Source organism: Stutzerimonas stutzeri (genome assembly GCF_000935215.1).
Classification (GTDB): Bacteria; Pseudomonadota; Gammaproteobacteria; order Pseudomonadales; family Pseudomonadaceae; genus Stutzerimonas.
On record NZ_JXXD01000105.1, the window covers coordinates 1 to 14,930 of the forward strand.

General features: G+C 64.4%; 13 protein-coding genes. 11 read left to right on the forward strand and 2 right to left on the reverse strand.

Annotated elements, in window-relative coordinates:
• Window positions 1-8 precede the first annotated feature (8 nt).
• Window positions 9-1,157, reverse strand: coding sequence for an L-threonine dehydrogenase (yiaY, locus tag LO50_RS11900; protein ID WP_044315134.1), 1,149 nt, complete (start codon window positions 1,155-1,157; stop codon window positions 9-11).
• A 204-nt stretch (window positions 1,158-1,361) separates the two neighbouring features.
• Here yiaY and mpl point away from each other — a divergent pair, with 204 nt between their 5' ends.
• The 4 genes from mpl (at window position 1,362) to ftsH (ending at window position 5,740) form a co-directional block, all read left to right on the forward strand.
• Window positions 1,362-2,711 (forward strand): UDP-N-acetylmuramate:L-alanyl-gamma-D-glutamyl-meso-diaminopimelate ligase, encoded by a 1,350-nt coding sequence (mpl, locus tag LO50_RS11905; RefSeq protein WP_044315135.1) that lies wholly within the window; start codon window positions 1,362-1,364, stop codon window positions 2,709-2,711.
• Window positions 2,712-2,882: 171 nt separating this feature from the next.
• Entirely contained in the window at window positions 2,883-3,512 is a 630-nt protein-coding gene (gene ubiX, locus LO50_RS11910; RefSeq protein WP_044315136.1) for a flavin prenyltransferase UbiX, read from the forward strand.
• 1 nt (window position 3,513) lies between these two features.
• The gene (locus tag LO50_RS11915) at window positions 3,514-3,804 is read left to right on the forward strand and encodes a YceK/YidQ family lipoprotein (protein WP_014819037.1); all 291 of its coding nucleotides are present in this window, start codon (window positions 3,514-3,516) and stop codon (window positions 3,802-3,804) included.
• Window positions 3,805-3,892: 88 nt separating this feature from the next.
• Window positions 3,893-5,740 (forward strand): ATP-dependent zinc metalloprotease FtsH, encoded by a 1,848-nt coding sequence (ftsH, locus tag LO50_RS11920; RefSeq protein ID WP_044315137.1) that lies wholly within the window; start codon window positions 3,893-3,895, stop codon window positions 5,738-5,740.
• Between the two features lie 21 nt (window positions 5,741-5,761).
• Here ftsH and queG read toward each other — a convergent pair whose 3' ends face one another.
• Window positions 5,762-6,835 carry a tRNA epoxyqueuosine(34) reductase QueG gene (gene queG / locus LO50_RS11925; RefSeq protein ID WP_044315138.1) on the reverse strand — a complete coding sequence of 358 codons (1,074 nt, stop codon included), beginning with the start codon at window positions 6,833-6,835 and terminating at the stop codon, window positions 5,762-5,764.
• 69 nt (window positions 6,836-6,904) lie between these two features.
• Between queG and LO50_RS11930 the strand changes: the two genes are divergently transcribed.
• From LO50_RS11930 to hflX, 7 genes are all read left to right on the forward strand, one after another.
• Window positions 6,905-8,395: a bifunctional ADP-dependent NAD(P)H-hydrate dehydratase/NAD(P)H-hydrate epimerase gene (locus LO50_RS11930; RefSeq protein WP_044315139.1), complete on the forward strand. Its 1,491-nt coding sequence runs from the start codon at window positions 6,905-6,907 to the stop codon at window positions 8,393-8,395.
• The gene (gene tsaE / locus LO50_RS11935) at window positions 8,383-8,853 is read left to right on the forward strand and encodes a tRNA (adenosine(37)-N6)-threonylcarbamoyltransferase complex ATPase subunit type 1 TsaE (RefSeq protein ID WP_044315140.1); all 471 of its coding nucleotides are present in this window, start codon (window positions 8,383-8,385) and stop codon (window positions 8,851-8,853) included. The genes LO50_RS11930 and tsaE overlap by 13 nt, the downstream gene beginning before the upstream one ends.
• A 17-nt stretch (window positions 8,854-8,870) precedes the next feature.
• Window positions 8,871-10,286 (forward strand): N-acetylmuramoyl-L-alanine amidase, encoded by a 1,416-nt coding sequence (locus LO50_RS11940; RefSeq protein WP_041016075.1) that lies wholly within the window; start codon window positions 8,871-8,873, stop codon window positions 10,284-10,286.
• Window positions 10,283-12,160: a DNA mismatch repair endonuclease MutL gene (mutL, locus tag LO50_RS11945; RefSeq protein WP_044315141.1), complete on the forward strand. Its 1,878-nt coding sequence runs from the start codon at window positions 10,283-10,285 to the stop codon at window positions 12,158-12,160. The genes LO50_RS11940 and mutL overlap by 4 nt, the downstream gene beginning before the upstream one ends.
• A gap of 79 nt (window positions 12,161-12,239) precedes the next feature.
• On the forward strand, window positions 12,240-13,211 hold the full coding sequence (gene miaA / locus LO50_RS11950) for a tRNA (adenosine(37)-N6)-dimethylallyltransferase MiaA (protein ID WP_044315142.1): 972 nt from the start codon (window positions 12,240-12,242) through the stop codon (window positions 13,209-13,211).
• A 93-nt stretch (window positions 13,212-13,304) separates the two neighbouring features.
• The gene (gene hfq, locus LO50_RS11955) at window positions 13,305-13,559 is read left to right on the forward strand and encodes an RNA chaperone Hfq (RefSeq protein WP_003298547.1); all 255 of its coding nucleotides are present in this window, start codon (window positions 13,305-13,307) and stop codon (window positions 13,557-13,559) included.
• 11 nt (window positions 13,560-13,570) lie between these two features.
• Window positions 13,571-14,872, forward strand: a complete 1,302-nt coding sequence (hflX, locus tag LO50_RS11960; RefSeq protein ID WP_023443674.1) for a ribosome rescue GTPase HflX — start codon at window positions 13,571-13,573, stop codon at window positions 14,870-14,872.
• Window positions 14,873-14,930 lie beyond the last annotated feature (58 nt).

Consider the following 14,930-nt stretch of genomic DNA (forward strand, 5'->3'; position numbering starts at 1 on the left):
CCAGGGGCTCAGAGGGCACTATGGAATATCGCTTCGATTTCCTCTTGCGTGGCGCGGCGCGGGTTGGTCAGGCCGCAGGCATCGTTCATGGCGTTGGCGGCCAGCGTCGGGATGTCATCGGCCTTGGCGCCAAGCTCGGCCAGGCCGCCCGGAATGCCGATTGCCTGCGACAGGGTACGGATTGCCACGAGTGCTGCTTCGGCACCCTGCGCGGCGTCAAGTCCGCGGGTCTCCACGCCCATCGCGGTTGCAACGTCGCGCAGGCGTTCGGGGCAGACGCTGGCGTTGTAGCTCTCCACGTGAGGCAGCAGTACGGCGTTGCAGACGCCGTGCGGCAGATCGTAGAAGCCGCCGAGCTGGTGAGCCATGGCGTGGACGTAGCCCAGCGAGGCGTTGTTGAACGCCATCCCGGCGAGGAACTGTGCGTAGGCCATGGCTTCGCGGGCGGGCATGTCGCTGCCGTTCTCGACGGCGGTACGCAGGTTTGCCGAGATCAGTTCTATGGCCTTGAGCGCGCAGGCATCGGTGATCGGCGTGGCGGCGGTCGAGACATAGGCTTCAATCGCGTGGGTGAGGGCGTCCATGCCGGTCGCGGCGGTCAGCCCCTTGGGCATGGCGACCATCAAGGCCGGGTCGTTCACCGACAGCAGCGGCGTGACATTGCGGTCGACGATGGCCATTTTCACGTGGCGGGTTTCGTCGGTGATGATGCAGAAGCGAGTCATCTCGCTGGCGGTGCCGGCGGTGGTGTTGATCGCCACCAGCGGCAGTTGTGGTTTGGCCGAGCGGTCGACGCCTTCGTAGTCGGCGATATTCCCGCCGTTGGTGGCGCACAGGGCGATGCCCTTGGCGCAGTCATGAGGCGAGCCGCCACCGAGGGAAATGATGAAATCGCAGGCGCTGTCGCGCAGCTGGGTCAGGCCCTTCTCGACGTTGCCGACGGTTGGGTTCGGTTGTGCGCCGTCGAATACGACCGATTGGATATCCGCGGCAGCCAGCAGCGCGGCGACCTTTTCGGCGACGCCTGCTCGTGCCAGTCCGACATCGGTGACGATCAGCGCTTTGCGAAAGCCGTAGTTAGCGATGGCGACCATCGCTTCATCGAGGCTTCCGGCGCCCATCATGTTTACTGCGGGTATGAAGAAGGTGCTGCTCATGGTGAATGCCTGCGATTGTCTAGAATGAGGTTTTCGCAGCATCGCATCTGGACCTGAGGGCGAAATGATCTGGCTCAAGAAGGTGACTAGTCGGTCGTGTTTCGGCTCTGCGTCCGACTAACGGCGCCTGGTCGGCTGGCGGGACCTGCTGTGCTAACCTGCGCCGCAGTTTTTCAGTGGGTCTCACCGCTTTTGAGGGCATCCATGCATATCCACATTCTCGGCATCTGCGGCACCTTCATGGGTTCGCTCGCGGTGCTGGCCAAGGAACTCGGGCATCGCGTCACCGGCTCCGACGCCAACGTCTATCCACCGATGAGCACCCAGCTCGAAGCCCAGGGCATCGAGCTGACCCAGGGCTACGAGCCGAGCCAGCTCGAGCCGGCGCCGGATCTGGTGGTGATCGGCAATGCCCTCAGTCGCGGCAACCCGGCGGTGGAATACGTGCTGAACAAGGGCCTGCCCTATGTCTCCGGCCCGCAGTGGCTGGCCGACCACGTGCTGCAGGGGCGCTGGGTGCTGGCGGCGGCCGGAACCCATGGCAAGACCACCACCAGTAGCATGTTGGCCTGGGTTCTGGAACATGCCGGCATGAGCCCGGGCTTTCTTATCGGTGGCGTGCCGCAGAACTTCGGTATCTCCGCACGGCTCGGTGGTACTCCGTTCTTCGTGGTCGAGGCCGACGAATACGACAGTGCTTTCTTCGACAAGCGCAGCAAGTTCGTCCACTACCGCCCGCGCACCGCGATCCTCAACAACCTGGAATTCGATCACGCGGACATCTTTCCGGATATCGCCGCTATCGAGCGGCAGTTTCATCATCTGGTACGCACGGTGCCGGGCGAGGGACTGATCATCCATCCCGAGTCGGAAGGTGCGCTCAAGCGCGTCATCGGCATGGGCTGCTGGACCCCTGTGCAGACCACCGGTGACGGCGGCCAGTGGCAGGCGAAGCTGCTCAGCGCCGACGGTTCGCGCTTCGAGGTGATCTTCGAGGGCGTCGTACAGGGCGTAGTGGAATGGGACCTGACCGGCCAGCACAACGTCAACAACGCGTTGGCGACGCTCGCCGCGGCGCGGCATGTGGGTGTGCTGCCGAAGCAGGGCGCCGAGGCGCTGAGCGAGTTCCTGAGCGTCAAGCGACGCATGGAAAAGGTCGCCGAGGTCAACGGCGTGACCATCTATGACGACTTCGCCCACCACCCGACCGCCATCGCCACCACCCTCGACGGCCTGCGCAAGCGCGTCGGTGATACGCCGATCATCGCGGTGGTCGAGCCGCGTTCCAACTCCATGAAGCTCGGCGCGCATCGCGAGGGCCTGGCTGAATCCGTGGCGCTGGCCAACCAGGCGATCTGGTACGCACCCGCCAATCTTGGCTGGGATCTGGCCGCAACCGTCGCCGGCTCGCCGGTGCCGACCACCGTGTGCGACTCGCTTGAGGCGATCATCGCCAAGGTGAAAGCTGACGCGGTGCCGGGCACCCAGGTGGTGGTGATGAGCAATGGCGGTTTCGGTGGGTTGCACGGCAAATTGGCTGAGGCGTTGGGCTGATTGCTCAAGGTGGAAAACGCTTCGCGGTTTTCCACCCTACGATGACCGTGGGTAGGGTGGAAATCGCCGAAGGCATTTCCACGCGGATCGCATCAGCAAGTAGGGTGGGCCGGGCGGCGTTCCGCTTCAGCCCGCCCGAACACGACCAAGCGGCTACAAGGGAACAAATGTATGAACGGACCGGAACGCATCACCTTGGCCATGACCGGCGCATCCGGCGCGCAGTACGGCCTGCGCCTGCTCGACTGCCTGATCCAGGAAGACCGCGAGGTGCACTTCCTGATCTCCAAGGCCGCGCAGCTGGTGATGGCCACCGAGACCGACGTGGTGCTGCCGGCCAAGCCGCAGGCCATGCAGGCGTTCCTCTCGGAATACACCGGTGCCGCCGCGGGGCAGATCCGCGTGTTCGCCAAGGAGGACTGGATGGCGCCACCGGCCTCCGGCTCCGGCGCACTGACCGCGATGGTGGTGGTGCCATGCTCGACCGGCACGCTGTCGGCGATTGCCGCCGGCGCCTGCAACAACCTGATCGAGCGTGCCGCCGACGTCGCGCTCAAGGAACGTCGCCAGTTGATCCTGGTACCGCGTGAGGCCCCTTATTCGAGCATTCACCTTGAGAACATGCTCAAGCTATCCAACCTCGGGGTGACCATCCTGCCGGCCTCGCCGGGCTTCTATCACCAGCCGCAGACCATCGATGATCTGGTCGATTTCGTGGTTGCGCGCATCCTCAATCTGCTCAACATCCCGCAGGACATGCTGCCGCGCTGGGGCGAGCACCATATCGTCAGTGACGATTGAGATGATCGGCCGAGCGCTGCTACTCCTGGCGACGCTGAGCCAGCTCGGCGGCTGTGCCAGCGTGCGCACGCTGGATGCCGCCAAGCCCGGCGCACCGATCATCTATTCTGGCACACGCCTGGACTGGTACAGCCTCAACGGCGGTTGCTGCCCGATGGATCGTTTCGGTGCCATGCCGCCGAAATATCCCGCGCTGGATCTGCCCGCCAGCGCCCTGGTGGATACGCTGCTGCTGCCCTTCGCCGTGGCGGCGGAGCTGGGTGTCGGCCTCGGCGTGCGCGGCGGTCTTTGAGCGGCGCGCTTTATTACTGATCTGGGTTCAGGCTGGCCTCCCGTGCAGCAGGCATAATTTCCCGGTCTGCGGCACAAGGAGAACAGGTGTGAAAGACCGAACTCAGTTCCACATGAATTACTGGATGATCGCCATTCTGGTGTTCCTCGGCCTGCAGTACCTGCTGTCGATCCAGCAGGAGGTGGCGACCATCCCCTACAGCGAGTTCGAGCAGCACCTCAAGGAGGGCCGCGTCGAAGAGCTGGCGATCACCGAGCGGCGCATCGAGGGCTTGCTGAAGGAGCCCTTGGCCAGCGGTCAGCGACGTTTCATCAGCAACCGCGTCGAGCCGCAGCTGGCCGAGCATCTGCAGCAGTACCCGGTGCGCTACACCGGCAAGGTGGAAAGCACGCTGGTGCGTGACCTGCTGTCGTGGATCGTCCCGGCCATGCTCTTCTTCGGCATCTGGCTGTTCCTGCTCAAGCGCATCGGCAGCGGCCTGGGTGGCGGCGGCATGATGCAGATCGGCAAGAGCAAGGCGCGTGTCTACGTCGAGACCGACATGAAAGTGAGCTTCGCCGACGTTGCCGGCGTCGACGAGGCCAAGGACGAGCTCAAGGAAATCATCGAGTTTCTCCGCGATCCGCAAACCTATGGCCGCCTAGGCGGACGCATGCCCAAGGGCGTGTTGCTGGTCGGTCCACCCGGCACCGGCAAGACGTTGCTGGCGCGCGCCGTCGCTGGCGAGGCGAAGGTGCCGTTCTTCTCCATTTCCGGTTCCGAGTTCGTCGAGATGTTCGTCGGCGTCGGTGCCGCGCGGGTGCGCGATCTCTTCGAACAGGCGCGGGCCCAGGCGCCGGCGATCATCTTTATCGACGAACTGGATGCCCTCGGCCGCGCCCGCGGCGCCGGACCATTGTCCGGCGGGCATGACGAGAAGGAGCAGACGCTCAACCAGCTGCTGGTGGAGATGGACGGCTTCGATACCTCCAGCGGATTGGTCCTGCTGGCGGCCACCAACCGCCCGGAAATTCTCGACCCGGCCCTGCTCCGCGCCGGCCGTTTCGACCGCCAGGTGCTGGTCGATCGGCCGGACAAGGTCGGGCGGGTGCAGATTCTCAATGTGCACCTGAAGAAGTCGCGGCTGGGTATCGATGTCGACCCGCAGGCCATCGCCGCGCTGACGCCGGGCTTTACCGGTGCCGATCTGGCCAATCTGGTCAATGAGGCGACCCTGTTGGCGACCCGGCGCAATGCCGAGGCGGTGGCGATGGAAGATTTCACCGCGGCTATCGAACGCATCATCGCCGGCCTGGAGAAGCGCAATCGCCTGCTCAACCCGCGCGAACGGGAGATCGTCGCCTATCACGAGATGGGCCATGCCCTGGTGGCCATGGCTCTGCCGGGGGTCGATCCGGTGCACAAGGTGTCGATCATCCCGCGCGGCATGGGCGCACTGGGCTACACCATCCAGCGGCCCATCGAGGACCGCTTCCTGATGACCCGCGAGGAGCTGGAAAACAAGATGGCCGTGCTGCTCGGCGGGCGCGCGGCGGAATGGCTGGTGTTCGCCCATCTGTCCACCGGCGCCGCGGACGATCTGGCCAAGGTCACCGATATCGCCCGGGCCATGGTCACCCGTTACGGCATGTCCAAGCGTCTCGGCCACCTGGCGCTGGAGCGTGAGCCGAACTCGTTCCTTGGCAACGAGGCGATGCTCGGCCTCAAGCCGCAGCATGACTATGCGGAGAGCACGGCAACCGCTATCGATGAGGAAGTGCAGGAGCTGGTGCAGTCTGCATTCCAGCGCAGCCTGGGGTTGCTCGAGGAGCGGCATGAACTGCTTGAGCGCTGCGCGCGTCGTTTGCTACAGCAGGAGACGCTGGATGCCGATGAGCTGCGTGAGCTCAGCGCGGCTCCAGCCAGCGATCCGGCACAGGCATCCCCTCAGGCCTGATGCGGCCTCAGGGCTGGCGAGTCAGTCGGGCTGGCGCTGGGCATGTTGCGCCAGCGCCCACTCGACATGCTCGCGTACCAGCTCCGAGGGGTCGTGGCGGCGCGCCTGGAGCGCTTCCAGCACCGGGATGCTTGACGGCGCGTTGCCCAGGCCGACCGCCAGGTTGCGCAGCCAGCGCTGGTAACCGGCGCGGCGTAGCGGCGAACCCTCGGTGCGGCTGAGAAACTCCTCTTCCGTCCAGCGGAACAGGGGCGCCAGCTCGGCGTTGTCCAGGCTATGGCGTGGTTGAAAGTCGCTCTGCTCGGTGGGGCGGGCGAATCGGTTCCACGGGCAGACGATCTGGCAATCGTCGCATCCGAATACGCGGTTGCCGATCTTGTCGCGCAGCTCGACGGGGATCGCGCCTTTCAGCTCGATGGTGAGATAGGAAATGCAGCGTCGCGCATCGAGTAGCCGTTCGCCGACGAAGGCATCGGTGGGGCAGACGTCCAGGCAGGCGTGGCAGCTGCCGCAGTGATCGCGAGTCGTCGGTTCGTCGACCGGCAGAGCGATATCGACGAACAGTTCGCCGAGAAAGAACCAGCTGCCGGCCTTGCGGTTGAGCAGCAGGGTGTTCTTGCCGATCCAGCCGAGCCCTGCCTGCTGCCCGGCGGCCTTCTCCAGCACCGGCGCGCTGTCGACGAAGGCGCGAAAGCCGAACGGGCCGACCATCTGCTGAATGCGCTCGGCGAGCTGCTGGATGCGTTTGCGGATCAGCTTGTGGTAATCGCGGCCCAGCGCATAGCGTGACACATAGGCCTTCTCCGGACTTGCGAGCTGCTGCGTCATGCGCGTGTCGCCGGGCAGGTAGTCCATGCGCAGCGAGATCACCCTGAGCGTGCCCGGCACCAGTTCGTCCGGCCGCGAACGCTTGCTGCCGTGGGCGGCCATGTAGTCCATCTCGCCCTGATACCCGGCTGCCAGCCAGGCCTCCAGATGCGCTTCGTGCTCGCCGAGGTCGACATCGGTGATCCCCACCTGCTGGAAGCCGAGCTCACGCCCCCATTCCTTGATGGATTGGGCGAGGGCGGCGGGGTCGAGAGAGAGGCTGGACATTGGAGAGCGGCATGACAGGCGGGTGCGTATAATTCTGCCAGACATTCCGCCGCGATGATCCCTGCTCCGATGACCGATTCCCTGCCCGTCGCTCTGTATACCGCCGCCCAGGTGCGCGAACTCGATGCGCGCCTGATTGCCGCCGGCACTCCCGGTTTCGAATTGATGCAGCGTGCCGCTCATGCCGCATGGCGTGCGCTGCGTCGGCGCTGGCCGGATGCCGGGGCGGTCACCGTATTGGCCGGACGTGGCAATAACGCGGGCGATGGCTACATCGTTGCGGCGCTGGCGCAGCGCTCCGGCTGGCAGGTGCGGGTGCTGGCGGTGGGCGATCCGCAAGCTTTGCAGGGCGATGCCGCGCAGGCCCTGGCCGAGGCGCGGGCGAGCGGTGTGGTCGTCGAGCCCTGGCATGCCGAGGCGATGTTGCAGGGCGTGCTGGTGGATGCGCTCCTGGGCACCGGCATTGCCGGTGACGTGCGCGAGCCATATGTCGCAGCGATCGAGGCGATCAATGCCAGTGCGCTACCGGTGCTGGCCATTGATCTGCCGTCCGGGCTCTGCGCCAACAGTGGGCGGGTGCTGGGTCACGCGGTGCGTGCCGATCTCAGTGTGACCTTCATTGGGCTCAAGCTCGGGCTGTTCACCGCGGACGGCCCGGATCGCGTCGGCACGCTGGTATTCGATGATCTGCAGGCCGATCCGCAGATCGTCAGTCAGGTCGCAGGCGACGCTGTACGCCTGGATCAGTCAACGTTGGTGCCTGTCGCGCCGCGCTCGCCGGTGGCGCACAAGGGCAGCTTCGGTCAGGTGCTGGTCATTGGCGGCGATCTGGGGACCGGCGGCGCCGCGCTGCTCAGCGCCGAGGCGGCGTTGCGCTGCGGCGCGGGCATGGTGACGCTGGCGACTCGTCCGGAACATGTCACCGCTGCGCTGGTACGACGCCCGGAAATCATGTGCAGTGGCGTCGAGTCGACCTATAGCCTGACCGCGCTGGTCGAGCGCGCCGATGTGCTGGTGGTCGGCCCGGGCCTGGGGCAGGCGCCCTGGGGACGCAGCCTGCTGTCGCTGGCGGCGCAACATGAGTTGCCGCAGGTGTGGGACGCCGATGCGCTGAACCTGCTGGCGGCTGGCGGCATCGAATTGCCGGCAGCGAGCGTGATCACCCCGCACCCGGGCGAGGCTGCGCGGCTGCTGCAGTGCTCGGTAGCTGAAATCCAGGCTGATCGCCCCGCTGCGGCGCGTGCGCTGGCCCATCGCTACGCCTGTGTGGCACTGCTCAAAGGCGCCGGTACGCTGATCGCCACCGCGGATGGTCGGCTGGCGCTGTGTGATCGCGGCCATCCGGCGATGGCCAGTGCCGGTTTGGGCGACGTGTTGGCCGGCGTGATCGGTGCGTTGCTGGCGCAAGACCTGACGCCATTCGATGCGGCCTGCCTGGGGGCGTGGTTACACGCCTCCGCTGGCGAGCGCTTGGGTGAGCAGGGGCGCGGACTCGCCGCCAGCGATCTGATTCCCGTGGTTCGTCAGTTGCTCGAGGAGCAGTCGCCATGCCTGAAGTGAATCTGTATGCCGCGGACGAGGCTGCCATGCTCGCGCTGGGCGCACGCATCGCTCAGGCGACCGGCGGTCTTGGCGTCATCTATCTGCATGGTGATCTCGGTGCGGGCAAGACCACGTTGTCGCGCGGCCTGATTCGCGGCTTCGGTCATGCGGGCAAGGTCAAGAGTCCGACCTTCACATTGGTCGAACCCTACGAGTTGGACGATGTGCAGGTTTACCACTTCGACCTGTATCGTCTGGTCGATCCGGAAGAACTGGAGTTCCTCGGCATCCGCGACTATTTCGAAGGCAATGCGCTGTGCCTGATCGAATGGCCGGAGCGCGGGGCCGGCATTTTGCCAAAGGCCGACATGGACATTACCATTGCACCGCATGAGGCCGGCCGTACGCTGCGCCTGTCGCCCCACACCGCGCGGGGCGAAGCCTGGTGTGTCGCCCTGACCGACGGAGAGCTATGAATAACATGGGTTTGGGTATGCGCATTCGCACCCTGATTGGTGGACTGGTGCTGTTGCTGATGGCAACCGACCTTCATGCCGCCAGCGATGTGCAGAGCGTGCGCCTGTGGCGTGCGCCGGACAACACCCGCCTGGTGTTCGATCTATCCGGCCCGGTCGAGCACAAGATCTTCACCCTTACCGCGCCTGATCGGCTGGTCATCGACGTGACCGGCGCGACGCTCAAGGCCGAACTCGACAAGCTGCCGTTGAAGAACACGCCGGTCGCCTCCCTGCGCGCCGGCCAGCACGATGCCGACACGCTTCGCGTGGTCGTCGATCTGCATGCGCCGGTAGCGCCGAAGAGCTTCAGTCTGGCGCCCAATCAACAATACGGTCATCGCCTGGTGGTCGACCTCTTCGATCAGGCGACAGCCGCGCGCGCCGCGACCCAACCACCAGCCACCGCTACCCCGGCGACGCCCGCCGCGCCGGTTTCCCCGACCCTGCCAGCGGTGAAGCTGCCGGCTACCGCGAGCAGCAAACGCGACATCGTGATCGCCATCGACGCCGGTCATGGTGGCGAAGACCCCGGCGCGATTGGCCCCGGCAAGATCTACGAGAAACACGTGGTGCTGCAGATTTCCAAGGAACTGCAACGGCAGATCAACGCCGACAAGGGTTTTCGAGCCGAGCTGGTACGCACCGGCGACTACTTCATCCCGCTGCGCAAACGTACCGAGATCGCGCGCAAGAAGGGCGCCGATCTGTTCGTCTCGATCCATGCCGATGCCGCGCCGCGTTCGGCGGCCTACGGTGCCTCAGTGTTCGCCCTGTCCGACCGCGGCGCCACCTCGGAAACCGCGCGCTGGCTGGCCGACAGCGAGAACCGTTCCGACCTGATTGGCGGTGCCGGCAACGTCAGCCTCGGCGACAAGGACCAGATGCTTGCAGGTGTGCTGCTGGATCTGTCGATGACCGCCTCGTTGTCATCGAGCCTGAATGTCGGGCAGAAAGTATTGAGCAACATGGGGCGCATCACCCCGCTGCACAAGCGGCGGGTCGAGCAGGCGGGCTTCATGGTGCTGAAGTCGCCGGATATTCCGTCGATTCTGGTGGAGACCGGCTTCATCTCGAACCCGTCCGAGGCCAAGAAGCTGCAGACGGCGAGCCACCAGCAGTCGCTGGCGCGCTCGATCCACAGTGGCGTAAGGCAGTTCTTTCATGAGAATCCGCCGCCTGGAACCTATGTGGCCTGGTTGCGGGATTCCGGCAAGATCGCCAGTGCGCCGCGCGAGCACATCGTACGTTCCGGCGAGAGCCTGGCATTGCTCGCCCAGCGCTATCAGGTAAGCCTGACTTCCCTGCGCAGCGCCAACAATCTGCGCAATGATGTGATCAAGATCGGCCAGACGCTGAACATTCCCGCCACCACGCTGGCCTCGCAGCCATGAGCGAGGTGCCGCGCATCCAGCTGCTAAGTCCGCGGCTGGCGAACCAGATTGCCGCCGGCGAGGTGGTGGAGCGCCCGGCCTCGGTGATCAAGGAGCTGCTGGAAAACAGTCTGGATTCGGGCGCGCGCCGCATCGATGTGGACATCGAGCAGGGCGGGGTCAAGCTGCTGCGAGTGCGCGACGACGGCTGCGGCATTCCGCCGGACGATCTGCCGCTGGCCCTGGCGCGTCACGCCACCAGCAAGATTCGTGATCTGGAAGACCTCGAACGGGTCATGAGTCTGGGTTTTCGGGGCGAAGCGCTGGCTTCGATCAGTTCCGTCTCGCGTCTGACCATGACTTCACGCACCGCCGATGCCAGCGAGGCCTGGCAGGTGGAGACCGAGGGGCGTGAAATGGAAGCGCGGGTGCAGCCCGCGGCGCATCCAGTGGGCACCTCGGTGGAGGTGCGCGATCTGTTCTTCAACACGCCGGCGCGACGCAAGTTTCTGCGCACCGAGAAGACCGAATTCGATCACCTTCAGGAAGTCATCAAGCGCCTGGCGCTGGCGCGTTTCGACGTGGCCTTCCATCTGCGCCACAACGGCAAGGTCGTGCTGGCGCTGCACCAGGCCGAAGACGATGCGGCGCGCGCGCGTCGTGTCGCTTCGGTATGCGGGCCGGCGTTCCTCGAGCAGGCGCTGCCCATCGAGATCGAGCGTAACGGCTTGCGACTGTGGGGCTGGGTCGGGCTGCCGACCTTCTCGCGCAGTCAGGCGGATCTGCAGTATTTCTACGTCAACGGGCGCATGGTTCGCGACAAGCTGGTGGCCCATGCGGTACGCCAGGCCTATCGCGATGTGCTGTTCAATGGCCGGCACCCGACGTTTGTGCTGTTCCTCGATGTCGACCCGGCGGTGGTGGACGTCAACGTGCACCCGACCAAGCATGAAGTGCGCTTCCGCGACAGCCGCATGGTGCATGACTTCCTTTACGGCACGCTGCATCGCGCGCTGGGGGATGTGCGGCCGGAAGATCAGCTCGCGGCACCGGCCAGCGTCACGCCGATGACGCAGGTTTCCGGACTGGCCGCTGGCGAGTTCGCCGGGCAGAACGAAATGAGTCTGGCGGCCAGCGTGCTTGAGCGGCCCCAGGGTGATACGTCGTCCTGGCGCGGCGCAGGGGCCGGTTATCAGGCGCCACGGCCAGCTTCGGCCGGCTATACCGCCGAAGCTCAGGGGGCTTACCGAGAGTTCTTCACACCGTTGCCCGAAAGCGGTCCGGCGGCACTGCCGGCGAGTCAGGATGACGTGCCGCCGCTGGGGTATGCGCTGGCGCAGCTCAAGGGCGTCTACATCCTCGCCGAAAATGCCCAGGGCATGGTGTTGGTTGACATGCACGCCGCTCACGAACGCATCACCTATGAGCGACTGAAAGCCGCCATGGCCAGCGAAGGCTTGCGCGGGCAGCCATTGCTGGTGCCTGAGTCGATTGCGCTGAGTCAGCGTGAAGCCGACTGCGCCGAAGAGCACGGGCAATGGTTTCAGATGCTGGGTTTCGAGCTGCAACGACTGGGGCCGGAAACCTTGGCGATTCGACAGATCCCGTCGCTGCTCAAGCAGGCCGAAGCGACCCGGCTGGTCCGCGACGTGTTGGCCGATCTGCTTGAGTACGGCACCAGTGACCGTATCCAGGCCCATCTGAACGAGCTGCTGGCGACCATGGCGTGTCATGGCGCAGTGCGCGCCAACCGGCGGCTGACGGTGCCGGAGATGAACGCCTTGCTGCGCGATATGGAACATACCGAGCGCAGCGGGCAGTGCAATCACGGGCGTCCGACCTGGACGCAGCTCGGCATGGACGAACTGGACAAGCTGTTCCTGCGCGGTCGCTGAGTAATCCTCGCGGCGAACCGTGCTTGCAGCCGGCCGCCTGTCGCCGGAAACTATGCGGCCAAGACCGTCGAGCTTTCTGATGTCCGCTCTCCCTCCTGCCATCTTCCTCATGGGCCCCACTGCGTCGGGCAAGACCGATCTTGCGTTGGAACTGACGCGCTTGCTGCCCTGCGAGCTGATCAGTGTCGATTCGGCGCTGGTCTATCGCGGCATGGATATCGGCACGGCGAAGCCGTCGGCTGAGGTGTTGGCCGAGTTTCCCCATCGTCTGGTGGACATCCTCGACCCGGCCGAGAGCTACTCGGCTGCAGAGTTCAGCGCAGATGCCCTGGCGGCCATGGCCGAGATCAGCGCGGCTGGCCGAATTCCTCTGCTGGTTGGCGGCACCATGTTGTATTTCAAGGCGTTGCAGGAAGGACTCGCCGATATGCCGGCAGCTGACCCTTTGCTACGTGCCGAGCTCGAGGCGCTGGCCGCGACGCAAGGGTTGCAGGTGCTGCACGATCAGCTGGCCCAGGTGGATCCGGAGTCGGCAGCGCGCATTCATCCTAACGATCCGCAGCGGCTGGTACGCGCACTAGAGGTATATCGCGTCAGCGGCTTGACCATGAGCGAGCACCGAGCCCGACAAAGGTCGCAAAAAGCCGTCGCAGACGCTCCAGGCTCAGGAGTCTTGCCTTATACTGTCGCGCAACTGTGCATCGCCCCCGCACAACGCCACATCCTGCATGAACGCATCGAGAGACGTTTCCTGCACATGGTTGAACAGGGCTTTGTCGAAGAGGTCGAAGCCCTGAGGAATCGGGGTGACCTGCACCTTGGCATGCCGTCGATTCGAGCGGTTGGTTATCGTCAGGTCTGGGAATATCTGGACGGATCATCGACCCGAGAGGAAATGGTGGAGCGCGGCATCATCGCAACCCGGCAACTGGCCAAACGGCAGTTCACCTGGTTGCGAAGTTGGGGGGAGATGCACTGGCTGGACAGTTTGCCCCGCGACAATCTGCCGCGCGCATTGAAATACCTGCAATCGCTCTCCATATTGAGCTGACACTGCGAATTGACCGTCTATTCTCAGACAAGTGGATCGTCGGTTGTACTTTTAGAACACTAATGAAAACAGATCCTCTAAGGAGTGCGGCACATGTCAAAAGGGCATTCGCTACAAGACCCTTACCTCAACACACTGCGTAAGGAACGCGTCCCGGTTTCCATCTATCTGGTCAACGGCATCAAGCTGCAGGGCCAGATCGAATCCTTCGACCAGTTCGTCATTCTTCTGAAAAACACCGTCAGCCAGATGGTCTACAAGCACGCCATCTCCACTGTCGTTCCGGGCCGCCCTGTGCGCCTGCCGACCGCTGGTGATGCCGAGCAATCCGAGTCGAGCAACGACTGAGGTAGGTTTCTTTGTTCTTCGAACGTCCCGGTGGTGGTGAGCGGGCTATCCTGGTGCACCTGGACGGCCAGGACCCCGCGGCGCGCGAGGACCCTCAGGAATTCCAGGAGCTGGCGCGCTCGGCAGGCGCCGAGGCAGTTGGCTTCGTCAATGTCGCCCGGCATCAGCCGTCCGCCAAGTTCCTGATCGGCAGTGGCAAGGTCGAGGAGCTGCATGACCTCGTCAAGGATGGCGAGGCCGAGTTGGTGATCTTCAATCACACCCTGACGCCTAGCCAGGAGCGCAACCTCGAGCGAGCGCTCGAATGTCGCGTGCTGGATCGTACCGGTCTGATTCTGGATATCTTCGCCCAGCGCGCACGCACTCATGAAGGCAAGCTACAGGTCGAACTGGCCCAGCTTGAGCACATGAGTACGCGCCTGGTTCGCGGCTGGACTCACCTTGAGCGACAGAAGGGCGGTATCGGTCTGCGTGGCCCGGGTGAAACCCAGCTGGAAACCGACCGCCGCTTGCTGCGTGTGCGCATCCGGCAAATCAAGCAGCGTCTGGAAAAGGTCCGCGGTCAGCGCGAGCAGGCCCGTCGCGGGCGTCGTCGTGCCGATATACCCTCCGTGTCGCTGGTTGGTTACACCAACGCCGGCAAGTCCACCTTGTTCAATGCGCTGACCGAGTCGGATGTGTATGCGGCCAATCAGCTGTTCGCCACGCTCGATCCGACGTTGCGGCGGCTTGAGCTGGATGATGTCGGGCCGGTGGTGCTGGCCGACACCGTGGGTTTCATCCGTCATCTGCCACACAAGTTGGTGGAGTCCTTCAGGGCTACGCTGGAAGAGTCCAGCAACGCCGATCTTCTCTTGCATGTCATCGATGCGCACGAGCCAGAGCGCGATCAGCAGATCGAGCAGGTGCTGGCGGTGCTCGGTGAGATCGGCGCCAACGAGTTGCCGATGCTCGAGGTCTATAACAAGGTTGACCTGATGGAGGGCATCGAGCCGCAGATTCAGCGCGACGCCGATGGCAAGCCGCAGCGTGTCTGGGTGTCCGCTCGTGATGGATTGGGGCTGGATCTGGTGCGCCAGGCCATTGCCGAGCTGTTGGGCAACGATCTGTTTGTCGGGACGCTGCGCCTACCACAGCGGCTCGGGCGGCTGCGGGCGCAGTTCTTCGAGCTCAGCGCGGTGCAGCGGGAAACGCATGATGACGAGGGTGGCAGCCTGCTGGAAGTTCGCTTGCCAAGAATCGAATTGAATCGCTTGATCAGTCGCGAAGGGCTGCGGGTGGATGAGTTCATCGAGCAACACACTTTGCAATAAAGCCTCTGGTGGCAATTTTGCCGGTAGTTCGGGGCTTTCTGTAGCATTGGTGGGCGCG

What these genes read in the sequence shown, in the direction of transcription:
- yiaY (WP_044315134.1), bottom strand. Translation starts at nt 1,157, where the DNA reads ATGAGCAGCACCTTCTTCATACCCGCAGTAAACATGATGGGCGCCGGA.
- mpl (WP_044315135.1), top strand. Translation starts at nt 1,362, where the DNA reads ATGCATATCCACATTCTCGGCATCTGCGGCACCTTCATGGGTTCGCTC.
- ubiX (WP_044315136.1), top strand. Translation starts at nt 2,883, where the DNA reads ATGAACGGACCGGAACGCATCACCTTGGCCATGACCGGCGCATCCGGC.
- LO50_RS11915 (WP_014819037.1), top strand. Translation starts at nt 3,514, where the DNA reads ATGATCGGCCGAGCGCTGCTACTCCTGGCGACGCTGAGCCAGCTCGGC.
- queG (WP_044315138.1), bottom strand. Translation starts at nt 6,835, where the DNA reads ATGTCCAGCCTCTCTCTCGACCCCGCCGCCCTCGCCCAATCCATCAAG.
- LO50_RS11930 (WP_044315139.1), top strand. Translation starts at nt 6,905, where the DNA reads ATGACCGATTCCCTGCCCGTCGCTCTGTATACCGCCGCCCAGGTGCGC.
- tsaE (WP_044315140.1), top strand. Translation starts at nt 8,383, where the DNA reads ATGCCTGAAGTGAATCTGTATGCCGCGGACGAGGCTGCCATGCTCGCG.
- LO50_RS11940 (WP_041016075.1), top strand. Translation starts at nt 8,871, where the DNA reads ATGCGCATTCGCACCCTGATTGGTGGACTGGTGCTGTTGCTGATGGCA.
- mutL (WP_044315141.1), top strand. Translation starts at nt 10,283, where the DNA reads ATGAGCGAGGTGCCGCGCATCCAGCTGCTAAGTCCGCGGCTGGCGAAC.
- miaA (WP_044315142.1), top strand. Translation starts at nt 12,240, where the DNA reads ATGTCCGCTCTCCCTCCTGCCATCTTCCTCATGGGCCCCACTGCGTCG.
- hfq (WP_003298547.1), top strand. Translation starts at nt 13,305, where the DNA reads ATGTCAAAAGGGCATTCGCTACAAGACCCTTACCTCAACACACTGCGT.